The sequence below is a fragment of the Hyalangium minutum genome (assembly GCF_000737315.1).
Classification (GTDB): Bacteria; Myxococcota; Myxococcia; order Myxococcales; family Myxococcaceae; genus Hyalangium; species Hyalangium minutum.
Genome location: NZ_JMCB01000007.1, coordinates 319,215 through 332,136 on the forward strand (window position 1 = coordinate 319,215; position 12,922 = coordinate 332,136).

Here is a 12,922-nt window from a genome sequence, read left to right on the forward strand (position 1 = left end):
GTGAGGCGAAGCACGGAACTGCCCGGCCGCCTTGGTACGCTCGCAGCATGGTGAGCAGAGCTTCTCTGCGCTGGATGTGGTGGCTGGCACCGTTGGCCCTGGCGGCGTGTGCGACGGTGCCTGGGACTGGGAGCGAAGGCCCAGGCTGCGAGCAAGCCGCCGAGACCGTGTCCTTCGAGAAACTGTGTACCGAGGAGCGCAGCGTAGTGGCGCTGTGCGCAGGCGATTCGTGGAAGCGGTACGGCGGCTGGGCTACGAGCAGGACATCGCCTTCCTGGAGCTCCCGGTGCGCGGCCCGTAGCACCAGTCTCAGGTCCCCTCGCGCTTCTCCGCGAGCAGCCCCTTGATGCCCGGCAGGTCCTGCGGCGGCATCTTCGTGTAGATGTACTGCACCGTGTCGTGCAGCGTCTGGTGCGGATCCCTCGCGCGGAAGCCCAGCTCGCGCTCGGCCTTCGAGGCGTCCAGGTAGAAGTAGTGCTCGCCGACGTCCACCTCTTGAGGATCCAGCGTGGGCTTCGTGCCCCGGAACTTCGCCCACCGCTCCAGCAGCTTCGCCCCCATCACGTTCACCTGCTTGGGCAGGTGCAACCTCGGCGCGGACACCCCCGTCAGCCGCGACAGCCGATCGAAGAAGTCCTCCAGCGACATGTTCACGCCCATCAGGTGGCGGCCGTACAGCTCCCCGCGCGTCAGCGCGTTCGCGAACGCCTCCGCCGCGTCCCGCGCGTCCACGAAGGACATGCCGCCGCCCGGCATCGCCGGAATCTCCCCGTTGAGGAACTTCACCACCGTCCACGTCGAGGACAGCCGGTCATCCCCCGGCCCCATCAGCAGGCTCGGGTTCAGCACCACCAACGGAATGGAGTGCTTGCGGCAGTACTCCAGCGTGAGCTTCTCCTCGTAGATCTTCGACAGGTAGTACGGCCACTTGCCCACCACGGTGATGGGGTAGTCGTCCTCCTCCGTGCCGACCCGCTCCTCCTTCGACACAGCGATGGTCCCCGAGGTGGACGCCAGGATGAACCGTTTCACCCCCGCCTCGCGCACGTCCTTCAGCAGCTCGCGCGTGGCGTCCACGTGCAGCTCGTACATCTTCCGCGCGTCCTTGTCCTGGAACGAGACGAGCCCCGCCAGGTGGTAGACGGCCTCCACGCCCTGCAGCGCCCGGCGCACGGCCTCGCGGTCCTTCAAGTCACCTTGGACGAACTCCACGCGCTCCATCCCGGCCGCCGAGGGCTTCGTCCGGCCGATGATCCGCACCTCATGTCCCGCCTCGAGCAGCCGGGGCACCAGGTGGGTGCCCAGAAAACCGGTGCCTCCCGTCACGAGCAGCTTCACGAGTCCTGCCCTCCCGAGGAGCCCAGCGCGCGCCGCTGCTCCTCCGTCGTCGCCGCCGCATCCAGGTTCAGCACCCGGCCCGCGCGCAGCGCCTTCACGGCCTCCTCGGCCAGCCGCGTGGCGTACCGGTAGCTCTCCGAGCGCGCCATGCCCTGCGTCTTCGTCCTCAAGTCCCCGTACCGCAGCACCGGCCCGATGTGGACCTCGAGCTCCTTGGACTTCGGGAACATGGTGCCCTTGGGCAGCGCCTCGAAGGTGCCCTTGAGGTAGAGCGGCAGCACGTCCACCTCGTAGGTGAGGGCCAGGTAGCCCAGCGTCGGCTTGAACTCCAGCAGCTCACCCGTCGTGGAGCGCGTGCCCTCGGGGAAGATGAGCAGGTTGTAGCCCATGCGCAGCGACTCACCCGCCAGCCGGAGCGACTCGCGCAGGCTGCCGTGCCGGTCCATGGGAATGAGGTCCGTGAAGTTCTCGAAGTAGGCGCGCTTGAGCGCCGTGTCGAAGAAGTAGTCCCGGGCCGCCAGCGCCACCGTCTTCTGTCCCTGCTCCTCGAGCACCGTGCGGATGAGCCCCGCGTCCAGGTGGCTCGCGTGGTTGGCGATGACCAGGAAGTTCCGGTTCTGCGGCACGAACTGCTTGCCCGTCACCTTCACGCTGAACGCGCCGCCGTACAGCACCTTCTGCCCGAAGGTGAGCAGCTGCCGGCCGAGGTTCGCCACCACCTCCGGCACGGGGATCTCCATCTCCTCGGAGCGCTTGTGGTCCTCGGAGATCTCCTTCGCCCGAGCCTCCATCGCCGGCCGGCGCCCGGAGGCGACGATCAGCTTGCGCAGATCGTCCACGGTGTTGATCTGCGTCAAGTCGTTCACCGCGGGCAGCGGCACCCCGGCCTGCTCCAGCGCCACGGACAGCTCCGTGAGCATCAGCGAGTCGAAGCCCAGGTCCACCGAGAGCCGCGCCTCGGGCCGCACGTCGGCCGCGGGCCGGTTCACCACCTCGGCGATGAGCGGGTAGAGCCAGTCGCTCACGCCGCCCGTGCCCGGATGCGTCACCTTGTCGCGGGCCTTCTCGCCCGAGGAGGCCAGCCGCTCCAGGCGCTTGAGCTCCTCGACCACCAGCTTGCGCTTCACCTTGCGCGTGGAGGTGCGAGGCAGCTCGCCGTCCCAGAAGCGCAGCACCTTCACCCGGCGGTAGAAGGGCATGTCCGCGCTCACGTTGCGGAAGTGCTCCTCCAACTCGCGGCGAACCTCCTCGCGAGGCCGCTCCTTGTAGTCCGGCACACAGAGACAGGCGACCTTCTCGCCACCGCCATCCTCGGGCATGCCGACGATGGACAGCTCCTTGATGTGCGTGTGGACGCTGTACAGATCCTCAAGCTCGTCCGGGTACACGTTCTTCCCGTTGGCGTCGATGATCACGTCCTTCTTGCGGCCCACGAGGTACAGGCGTCCCTCGGCATCCAGCCGGCCCAGGTCGCCCGTGTGCAGCCAGCCGCTCTTGAGCACGGCCTCGGTGGCCTCACGGTCCCCGAAGTAGCCCGCCATGATGTTCGGGCCCTTGGCGATCACCTCGCCGATGCCATCGTTGTCCGGCTGATCGATCTTGAACTCGATGCCTGGCAGCGCCTTGCCCACCGTGCCCGGCTGGCGCTTGTTGGTCGGCTCCGCGACGCTGAGCACCGGGGCTGCCTCGGTGAGGCCGTAGCCCTCGGTGATGTTGAAGCCCAGGGCGTGGAAGGCCTTGTGCACGTCATCCGGCAGCGCCGAGCCGCCCGACACCAGGAACTTCACCTTGCCGCCGAACTTGCGGTGCACCGGCCAGAACAGCAGCTTGCCCAGGTTGATCGAGCTGCGGTTGCGCAGCTCCCCGTGCGACGCCATGAGCGCCTTGATGGCCTGCTCCACCGCTGGGGGACGGCTGGCCATCTCCTGGGTGATCTTCCGGTGCAGCAGCTGCCACAGCGCCGGCACGCCGACCATCGCGGTGACGCGGCCCGTCTCGAACACGTCGCCCAGCCGGTCTGCCGTCAGCTCGTCGATGTACGTGATCTCCGCGCCGCGCGAGAACGGCATGAGGAAGCCCGCGGAGAACTCGAACGTGTGGTGCAGCGGGAGCACGGACACCAGCCCATCTCCCACGCCGATGTTGAACGCCCCCGCCAGCTTGGCCACCAGCGACGCGAAGTTGCGGTGGGTGAGCATGACGCCCTTGGGCGTGCCCGTGGTGCCCGAGGTGAAGATGAGGCTCGCCACGTCATCCGCCGCCGCCGTCTTCCGCACCGGCCCGATGCGATCCGGGTACGCCGGGTCTCCGGACATGGCCTCGGCGAGGCTGAGCACCTGCGTGGAGCGCTCGCCATCCGTGAGCGACGCCACCAGGCTCGGGAACTCCTCGATGGACTGCTCGGAGATGAGGCACGCCTTGGCCTCGGCGCGGCGGGCGATGTTCACCACCTCCGCCTCGCTGAGCGCAGGGTCGACCGGAACCACGGTGCCGCCCGCGCGCAGGATGCCGAAGTAGGAGATGGCCCACTCGGGCCGGTTCTCGGACACCAGCAGCACGCGGTCGCCGTGCTTCACACCGGCCTTCATGAGGGCGCTGCCGACGCGGCCCGCGTAGCGGTGCACCTCGCCGTAGGTGACGCGCTCCTCCTTCTCGTCGGCGAACATCCGGAAGGCCACGCGGTGCCGGAAGGCGTGCACGGAGGCCTCGAACAGCTCCAGCAGGTCGCGGTGCGCGGGGATGACGGTGCGCCGCTGCGTCTCCTCCTCGAGCCCCGGGAACACCCACTTCTCCAGGCCGGGCAGGTGCGTCTCCAGCCAGTACGTGCGCCAGTCGATGTGCTCGGGGGCCCAGGGAATCTTCAGCCGGTCCGCGTGAGCCATGCGCTGGTACACCGAGCGCGTGTTGTCGCAGCGGAAGACGTAGCGGTTCTCCCAGATGAAGGGGAGGAACAGCTCGATCATGCCCGCGAGGCTGCCGACCTGCTCCTCGACGCCATCCAGCGTGTCCTTGGCGCGGTCCAGCAGGGCTTGCACACCGGGGGCGCCCCAGGTGGGCCGCACCTCGTCGATGAGCTTCTTGAGCAGCCGCGAGCCCTTGATGAACGCCGGAGCACTGAAGTTCTCGAAGGCCTGCTTGGTGACGGGGACGGGCTCCACGCGCGAGCGCACCGCGTTCATCAGCGCGTTGCCCGTCTCCTTGTTGCGGTAGTAGCGGCGGCGGTACAGGCCCACCAACTCCACGGAACGGCTGGCGTAGAACGGGTTCTCGTCACCGGAGGCCAGGTGGTAGACGCGCCGCTCCTCCACCGTGAGCGAGTGCGCGGTAATCCCAATGGTGGCTCCGGCCACGTGGTCCACGGGGATAATGTCGAGAATGGTCCGGTCGCCCGCGGGGATGCCGCGCTGGCCCTTGAGGCCGGCGAACGCGAGCGGCGCGGAGGTGGTGAAGCCTTCGTTCCACCCGGGAAAGGGGAAGTGCTGGGCGCTCTCGACGATGGAGGGCCGGACGATGGAGTAGCGCAGGCCCGGAGTCGCGGCGAGCACCTGCTCGCCCAGGCTCTTGGTGTACGTGTACGTGTTGGGCCAGCCCCAGTGCAGCGCGCGCTCCATGCCCGCGCGGACCAGCTCGCCGGTGAGCCACAGCTTGCGCTCGCGGCCCACGGCGAGGCGCAGCGTCTTCTCGTCGTTGGTGTCGCGGCCCTCTTCCTCCAGGCGATCCAGCGCCTTCTTGCGGAAGAGCGAGGTGAGGGCCTTGTCATCGGCCTGCTCGCGCAGCCGGGCGACAATCCGCTCGGCGTCCTTCAGCTCCTGCTCCAGGCTGAAGTCGCGCCCGTCCAGCTCGTCCTTCTTGGGGAAGTAACCGAGCACCTCCTCGTCCTCGAAGACGAGCCCGCTGCGGTTGCCCGCGACGAAGGCGGTGGACATGTGCACGAGCGGCGCGTTCCATTTCAGCGCCAGGTCCACCGCGTACTTCACGCCGTGGGTGTTGACGTTGAGGCCCACCTCCAGCGAGGGGTTGAAGGACACCAGGCCCGCGCAGTTGACGATGGCGGCCACCTTGCCGGTGAGCTCCTCGGCCTTGGCCTCCTCGAGGCCCATGCGCGGATCGGTAATGTCGCCGTCGAGCACCTCGCACTTCTTGCGGATGAACTCGAGGGCGCCCGCGTCGCCGAGCGCGTCGCGCAGGGGCTGGAAGGGCTCGCTGGTGGCGACCTTGTCGAAGAAGCGGCGCTCGGACGAGGCGGCGCTGCCCTTGCGTACGAGCACGTAGACCTTGTCCAGCTCCTGGCCGTAGCGCGTGAGGAGCATGGACAAGGTGACCTTGCCCACGAAGCCGGTGGAGCCGGCAAACAGCAGACGCTTGCCGGTGAAGACCTGGGAGACGTTCAGTTCGGGCAGCAGACTCATGTGCGACTCGCTCAGAGCTTCACGTCCGCAAGCAGGGTGGGCGCGATGCGCAGCAGGCTAATGGTGGCCGAGCGGCCCATGAAGCCGCGGGCCTCTTCGATGGCCTCGGTGAGGGTGTCAGTGCGGTCCCAGCCGAGCAGCGCGGGCACGTGGTTGTTCTCGGCACCGGCGACGATGACCTTGCCCACGTGCTGGCGGCCGTTCTCGCCCCAGTACCACATATAGAAGGGGTGCACGCCGTGGTAGGCGTTGCCCTTGCGGTACAGGTGCACGTAGCTGGGGTTCTCCGCGAACTCGCGCTCGTACTTGTGCTCCAGCTTCATCGAGTCGCGCGTCTCCGGCAGCAGCCGGTTGAAGAACTCGATGTAGCTGGGGTGCTGCACCGGATCGAACTCGTCGAACGCCGGGTGCAGGAGGATGAGCACGCCGCCCTTCTTCACCAGCGGCACGCCGCGGTTCAGGTTGAAGAAGTAGCCCAGCCCCATGACCTGCAGGAGCAGCGGGTTGAGCACCGAGTTGACGCTGTACGGCGAGATGAAGGGGATGGGGAAGATGACGATGTCGCTCTGCCCCTCCACCGGCACCGAGTACTGCTTCCAGCTCATCTCCAGCGTCTTGGCGTGGGTGGGCTCGGTGGCGCCGGCGAACACGCCCGTCACGTCGTAGGGGGCGGGCACGGAGTTGAAGATCTTCCGGGCCGCCGCGCGCGGGGTGTGCTTGAGGGCGAACAGCGCCGCCTGCAGCTTGAGCCGGTCCGCCTCCGTGTAGTCCTCCTCCTTCTTGGCGAGGAACTCCAGCGGCGCGCCGAACATGCGGTTGTTGAGCGTGGTCTCGATGTGGAAGACCTTGAGGTGCTTGTCGATCACCGAGCCAATGCGCGTGTTGCTCTTGTAGAGCGCGCTCGCCTTGGGCTCCATGTAGCTGTCGGACTCGCGGATCGTCTTCGGGTTGTGGTGCGAGCGCAGCGACGCGTAGTTGGCCACGCCCGTGCCCATGGACTTGTGCCCGCCGTTCATCGGCACGAAGTTCACGTTCACGTAGACGATGAGATCGCTCTCCGCCACGCGGCGGTTGATGGCGACCACTTCCTGGTGGCTGGTGCGCTCCAGCTCGACGATGCCGTCCGGATCCTCGGCGTCGTGGTTGTAGTACCGGTCCGGGTAGTAGGCGTCGTAGATCTTCTGGCCCACCATGCGCTTCATCTCCGCCTCGGTCATCCGGCGGTGCAGCGCGTTGGCGATGACCAGGTGGATGTCATCCACGCCGCTGTCGGCGGCCAGATCCAGCACCACCTCGAGGATGGTCTGCCGCACGTCCGGGGTGACCATGGGCGGCAGCGGCACGGAGATGTCGTCGATGACGCAGGTCAGCTTCATGCCCGGGCGCAGCAGGGCGTGCAGCGGATCCATGCCCTCCGGGTGGTTGATGGCCCAGCGGATGGCGGCCTTCGTGTTGGGCACGCCGGCCATGGGCGGCCGGGGGAAGATGACCCGTGTTCCAACGGGCAGGTCCTCCAAGAGGAAGTTCTCACCGAAGAAGAGGGCGCGCGGAGGGCTGCCCTTCTCGGTGATGACGACCTGACTTTCCTCGTCGTAGAGCTTCTGGAGCGTCTTGATGGGGCGCATAGGTAGAGTGGGTTACTTCAGATCGAGGATGGGCCAGTTGTAGGCGCGCGCGAGCTGGCGCAGGCGCATGTCCGGGTTGACGGCGGTGGGCCGGCCCACAATGGCCAACATGGCGTAGTCCGAGGCGCTGTCCGAGTAGCCGTGGCAGTGCGCCAGCGACAGGCCTTCCTTCACGCAGTAGTCGCGGATGGCGTTGGCCTTGTTGGCGCCCTCGATGATGGGGGGAATCACCTTGCCGGTGGCCTTGCCGCCCACGAACTGCATCTTGTTGGCGATGAGCTCGTCAGCGCCCAGGTACCGGGCGAGCGGGCGCATGGTGAAGTCCAGCGCGCCCGTCACCAGGACAATGCGGCACCCGGCACGGCGGGCCTCGGCGATCAGGTCCTTGGACTGTTCGTAGAGGCCCGGCTTGAGCACGTCCTCGAACATGTCCTCGGCGACGGTGATGAGCCGGTCTTCGGAGAGTCCCGCGTAGTAGCGGTAGAAGAACTCGTTGAAGACCTTGCGGTTGACGACATCCAACGCTCCGAACAGCGGGAGGCTCGCGGCGGTGCCGAGCGTGCGCCCGGCCATGCCCAGGAGCGAGCCACGGTTCATCGCGTAGTAGGCGTAGACGTGGACGACGTTCGTCTTCACGAGCGTCCCGTCGACATCATAGAAGGCAGCTTTAGCGGGGGGCATGGGGCTGGCGCTTCCTGACACTCCTGTAGGGGTGTGTCAACGACGCCGGAAGTGTGGGAATTCGCTGGTAAACCTCGGTGGGAAACTCACAACCAGCCCTGCTCTTGGTACCACCGGGCGCTGCGGCGGATGGAGTCCACGACATCTCTTCGAGGACGGAAGCCCAACAGCCGTTCGGCCTTGGCGCCGGAGCACGTCCACGCGGGGGCCAGGAGCTGACGCGCGAGCTTGCGGTTCAGGGGCAGCTTGCGCCCGGTGGCCTGGGTGACGACGTCCGCCGCCGAGGCCAGGCCCTTGAGCACCCAGGGTGGGAGGTGGACCGTCCGCGTCTTCACGCCCAGCTCCCGGGCGCCAATGTCCTGCAGCTCATCCATGGTGAGGTGCTGCGGGCCGGCGACGAAGAAGGCCTCGCCCAGGGCCTCGGGGCGGTCGGCGAGCACCAGCATGAGGTCCACCACGTCCTCGACATCCACCAGGGTGAGGGGGCGGGGACCACCGCCAATCTCCAGGCGGATGCCCTTCTTCACCAGCTTGAAGAAGGTGAGGTTCTCGTGGTCGCCGGGCCCGAGGATGCGCGGCGGGCGCACCACTGTCACCGGCAGCCGATCCTTGTAAGAGAGGGCGATGCGCTCGGCCTCGCCCTTGCTCTCGCCGTACCACTCGGCGGGGTGGAAGGGGTCCTCCTCCACGTGGGGACGGCCGGCGGACGAGGGGCCCGAAGCGGCCAGCGAGCCGCACAGCACCAGGCGCGCTTTTCCTCCGGCCTTGAGCATGGCCTCGCACACATTGCGCGTGCCCTCGGCGTTGACGCGCATGAACTCGTCGCGCGTGGCGGCACGGCGGATGCCCGCCAGGTGGAACACCACGTCGCGTCCGGCCACGGCGCGCTCCAGCGAGGCCGAGTCCGTGACGTCTCCGTCGAGGCGGGTATAGGGCAGGCCCGCGAGCGCCGAGATATCGCTGGTGGGGCGCAGCAGGCACGCGACGGTGTCTTTCCGAGCGACAAGGGCCTTGGCGAGCCAGGCTCCCAGGAAGCCGTTGGCACCGGTGATGAGGGCGTTCATGGGCTCGTCTTCAAGACCAAAGCGGCACAGCCGGCAAGGGGAAATCCCGGACCGAAGTGCCTTTCTCCCGAGGGGAAAACGGCGCGTCACCCCCCCTCCTCCGAGTGTGAAACAGCGATCACGGCGCTGTTTTCAGAGGGAAAGTCGCACGGAAGGGCTGTTTTTCGGCTCGGGCCGTGCTACTACGCCGCGCACGGCTCTAGGTTCCCAACGCCGTAATCCACGTCCCCTTCGGAGGGGAGGAGACTCAAGAATGGCCGCGAAGAAGGCTGCTGCGAAGAAGACCACTGCTACTGCTGCGAAGAAGGCTCCCGCGAAGAAGGCCGCTGGTGCGAAGCGCAAGCCGAACGCAGCGTTCATGCAGGAGTTCACCCCGTCGCCTGAGCTCGCTGCTGTCATTGGCGAGAAGCCGCTCCCGCGCACCGCGGTGATCAAGAACCTGTGGACCTACTTCAAGAAGCATGGCCTGAACCAGGGTCAGCTCATCAACCTGGATGACAACCTGAAGAAGGTCTACGGCAACAAGAAGCAGATCAAGATGACCGAGGTCGCTGCGGCCTTCAAGCACCTGAAGTAGCCGTCGATCGCACGCAGCCCTCTGGGGCGCGCGTCGCACACAGGGCTCGCCGAGATTCGGCGGGCCCTCTGTTTTTTCCGCGTCAGTGAGGCTGCTGCTGCAGCCAGTGCTCCAGCAGACGCAAGGAGCTGCGCAGGTCCGAGGAGGCCGCCGCCGGAGGAGCCTTCCGGGCGCGCTCCAGCCGCTGCCGCGCCGAGGCGAGGAACTGCTCCACCTGGGCGGACGGCGCTCCGGTGCGCGCCACCGCGAGATCCACCGTGGCGCGCAGCAGGGACACCAGCTCGATGAGCACGGGGTCCTCGCGCAGCTCGGGCGCGGCCTCGAGTGCGAGGAAGCTCTCGGAGGCGGCGGGGAGCTGGCCGAGCGCGGCGTACACCGCGGCGAGGTGCGCGGAGAAGCGCAGCATGTGCCAGCGGGAGACCTCGGACAGGGTGGCGATGGCCTCGCGCAAGTACGTCTGAGCCTGCGCGGGGTCATCCAGCCACAGGCAGGCGCGGCCGAGCTCTCCCAGCGCGCACGCCTCCAGCAATCGGCTGCCGAGCTGACGCCCAATGGGCACCGCTGCCTCCAGGTGCTCCACGGCCTCGACGGCGCGGTTCTCCTCCAGCAATAGGCATCCAATGTTCAGCCGCGCGGTGGCCTGGCTGAAGCGGTCCCCCACGTGGGTGGACTTGGTGACGGCTTCCTTCAAGAGCGCCACGGCCTCGCGCATCCTCCCGAGCTCACCGATGGCGAAGGCGTAGTTGATGAGGAAGGCCACTTCGAAGGGCGCGTCTCCGAGCCCGCGGAACAGCTCCAGCGCCGAGCGCAGGTGAGGCACGGCCGCCGTGGCGCCGCTGCGGAACAGCTCCACGAGGCCGAGGTTGCCCACCGCATAGCCCTCCAGCCACTTGTCGCCACCCGAGGGCAGTGCTCGCGCTCCCACCACCAGGGCCCACGCCGCGTTCATGTCACCTTCGTGGCGCGCCACCATGGAGAGCCCTACCAGCACCCGCTTCTCTTGCGCGCCCGCGCCCAGGGCATGGAAGGCCTTCCGGGCCTCCTCGAGAGCCTTGCGCGCGGCGGCCAGCTGACCCAGCTCCAAGTGGGTCCGGCCGCGCATCGCGAGCGCCTCGGCGCGCAGCAGCGCATCCACGGGGAGACTGGCGGCCAGATCCAATGCGTGGTCCAGCCGCTCGAGAGTGAGATCCATGGGCCCGCGCGCCGTCACGTCTGGCTCGAGCGCAATGAGTCCGCCCAGGGCCCGGCCGAGGGACTCGGGCGTGTGAGGGCGCTGGGCCAGGGCATGATCCACCACGGCCAGCAGGTTCTCGCGCTCCACCGCGAGCCGGCGCAGGGCCTCGACACCGCTGCTCCCGTGCAGGAGCCGCGTGAGCACGCGGGCATGTTCCAGGAAGAATGCGGCATGGCGGGCCACCACGGAGGCCTCGGCGCCCGGCTCGGCCAGCCGCTCCGAGGCGTACTCGCGCACGCTCTCGTACAGGCTCAGGCGCCGCTCGCCCTCGACATCATCCGTGGGGGCGGTGCGCAGCAGCGACTTGCTGCGCAGCGATTGGATGACGTCCAGCACGTCCGGACTGTCTGGAGGAAGTTCGAGCACGGCCTCGGCGGCCTCGAGGGTAAAGCCGCCGCGGAACACGGAGCACTGGGCCAGGGCCTCGCGCTCGGCGGGCTCCAGGAGGTTCCAGCTCCAGTCGATGGCGCCGCGCAGCGTGGCCTGCCGCGCCGAGGCATCCCGGCGTCCCGCGCGCAGCAGCACGAAGCGCCGCTCCAACCGCTCGCGAATCTGAGCCACGCCCAGCACGTGGGTGCGCGCGGCGGCCAGCTCGATGGCCAGGGCAATCCCATCCAGGCGGCGGACGATCTCGGACACCAGAGGCGCATCCTCGGCCGTCAGCACGTAGTTGCCCTGAGCGCCCTGGGCGCGCTGCACGAAGAGGCGCACGGCCTCCGAGCGGGAGATGGCCTCCAGGGACGTCTCGTCCTCGGCGGGCAGCCCCAGGGGAGCCAGATCCAGCACCCACTCTCCCGGCAGCCGCATCTCCTCGCGAGAGGTGACGAGGAAGCGCGCGTGGGGCGCCAGCGTCATCCACCGTCCCAGGGTGGCGGACACATGGCGCATCAGGTGCTCCATGTTGTCGAGGATGAGGAGCACCTGGCCCCGGCCCGCCAGCGCGCGGCCGATCTGCTCGGCGGCATCTCCCTCTTGGCCCCCATGGATCAGGTCCACCTCGAGCGCCTGGCCGACCACATGGCAGATGTCTCCCGCGGTGGTGGCCTCGGTCAGCACGCACAGCCACGCACCCCCCTCCCAGAGCTGCGGAGAGCTGAGCTGGGTGCTGCCGAAGTGGGTGGCCAGGCGCGTTTTCCCCATCCCCCCAGGGCCGAGGATGGTGATGAGCCGCGCGCCTTCCTGGAATCGCTTCGCCAGCAGCGCCAGCTCTTCCTCGCGGCCCACGAGGGCACTGGTGACAGAGGGGAGGTTGCCGCGCCGGGCCTCCAGGGCGCGCAGCGGGCGGAAACGCCGGTCCGCCAGAGCGGCCGGAAGCAGCTCGATCAGGGTGACGGGTTCATCCAGACCCTTGAGGCGAAATTCACCCAGGGTCCTGACGGCCGGCTGTCCTACCGCTTCCCATTGGTCGGCCACCTGGGTCCAGGCTGCCCCACTTAGAAGGATCTGTCCGCCATGACCCGCCGACGTGACACGCGCCGCCACGTTCACCGTCCGGCCCAGGTAGTCCGCTCGGCCCGTGCGCTCATCCACGCGGCACTCGGCCTCGCCGACGTGGATTCCCATGCGGACGCGCAGCCCTCGGTGCAGGGGCCGCCCCTGGGGCCCGCGCTCCTCGGCGCCCTGGGGATGGGCCAGCACTTCCGCGGGCCACGAGGCCTGTAGCAGCGCCTCCTGCGCATCCAGACACCAGCGCACGGCCTCCGGCACCGTGGGGAAGACCACCATGAAGGAGTCCCCCTGGGTCTTCACCTCGTATCCCCAGGTGGTGGCCAGCAGGGCGCGCAGCACCGTGTTGTGCATATCCAGCGCGGCCTGCATGGCCTCGCCACACTGCTCCCACAGCTGGGTAGAGCTCTGCACATCCGTGAAGACGATCGCCACCGTGCCCGTGGGAGCGGACGGAGAACCTCCGGGGTGGGTTTTCCCCGAGGCATCACCAGGAGGGGGCGGGTTGCTCGCGGACATGCGGGCGAAGGGACTCAGAGAGGGAGGGC

The 12,922-nt window shown here is 68.2% G+C and carries 7 protein-coding genes; 1 reads left to right on the forward strand and 6 read right to left on the reverse strand.

Annotated elements, in window-relative coordinates; all coding sequences use genetic code 11:
- Positions 1–309 precede the first annotated feature (309 nt).
- From DB31_RS21015 to DB31_RS21035, 5 genes are all read right to left on the reverse strand, one after another.
- The gene (locus DB31_RS21015) at positions 310–1,338 is read right to left on the reverse strand and encodes an NAD-dependent epimerase/dehydratase family protein (protein ID WP_044190691.1); all 1,029 of its coding nucleotides are present in this window, start codon (positions 1,336–1,338) and stop codon (positions 310–312) included.
- Entirely contained in the window at positions 1,335–5,747 is a 4,413-nt protein-coding gene (locus DB31_RS21020) for an AMP-binding protein (RefSeq protein WP_044190693.1), read from the reverse strand. Before DB31_RS21020 ends, DB31_RS21015 begins: the two co-directional genes overlap by 4 nt.
- A gap of 11 nt (positions 5,748–5,758) precedes the next feature.
- Positions 5,759–7,372, reverse strand: a complete 1,614-nt coding sequence (gene larAH, locus DB31_RS21025) for an NPN-dependent hydroxyacid isomerase, LarAH14/15/16 family (RefSeq protein ID WP_044190694.1) — start codon at positions 7,370–7,372, stop codon at positions 5,759–5,761.
- A 12-nt stretch (positions 7,373–7,384) separates the two neighbouring features.
- Complete coding sequence (locus DB31_RS21030; RefSeq protein ID WP_044190696.1) at positions 7,385–8,053, reverse strand: HAD family hydrolase; 669 nt, start codon at positions 8,051–8,053, stop codon at positions 7,385–7,387.
- A gap of 86 nt (positions 8,054–8,139) precedes the next feature.
- Complete coding sequence (locus tag DB31_RS21035) at positions 8,140–9,117, reverse strand: NAD-dependent epimerase/dehydratase family protein (protein WP_044190698.1); 978 nt, start codon at positions 9,115–9,117, stop codon at positions 8,140–8,142.
- 253 nt (positions 9,118–9,370) lie between these two features.
- On the opposite strand from DB31_RS21035, the gene DB31_RS21040 reads away from it, so the two are divergent.
- Positions 9,371–9,694: an SWIB/MDM2 domain-containing protein gene (locus tag DB31_RS21040; protein ID WP_044190700.1), complete on the forward strand. Its 324-nt coding sequence runs from the start codon at positions 9,371–9,373 to the stop codon at positions 9,692–9,694.
- An 82-nt stretch (positions 9,695–9,776) separates the two neighbouring features.
- Here the strand turns inward: DB31_RS21040 and DB31_RS21045 are convergent, their stop codons facing one another.
- Positions 9,777–12,893 (reverse strand): ATP-binding protein, encoded by a 3,117-nt coding sequence (locus DB31_RS21045; RefSeq protein WP_083968535.1) that lies wholly within the window; start codon positions 12,891–12,893, stop codon positions 9,777–9,779.
- Between the last annotated feature and the right edge of the window lie 29 nt (positions 12,894–12,922).

What these genes read in the sequence shown, in the direction of transcription:
- DB31_RS21030 (WP_044190696.1), bottom strand. Translation starts at nt 8,053, where the DNA reads ATGCCCCCCGCTAAAGCTGCCTTCTATGATGTCGACGGGACGCTCGTG.
- DB31_RS21040 (WP_044190700.1), top strand. Translation starts at nt 9,371, where the DNA reads ATGGCCGCGAAGAAGGCTGCTGCGAAGAAGACCACTGCTACTGCTGCG.
- DB31_RS21035 (WP_044190698.1), bottom strand. Translation starts at nt 9,117, where the DNA reads ATGAACGCCCTCATCACCGGTGCCAACGGCTTCCTGGGAGCCTGGCTC.
- DB31_RS21045 (WP_083968535.1), bottom strand. Translation starts at nt 12,893, where the DNA reads ATGTCCGCGAGCAACCCGCCCCCTCCTGGTGATGCCTCGGGGAAAACC.
- larAH (WP_044190694.1), bottom strand. Translation starts at nt 7,372, where the DNA reads ATGCGCCCCATCAAGACGCTCCAGAAGCTCTACGACGAGGAAAGTCAG.
- DB31_RS21020 (WP_044190693.1), bottom strand. Translation starts at nt 5,747, where the DNA reads ATGAGTCTGCTGCCCGAACTGAACGTCTCCCAGGTCTTCACCGGCAAG.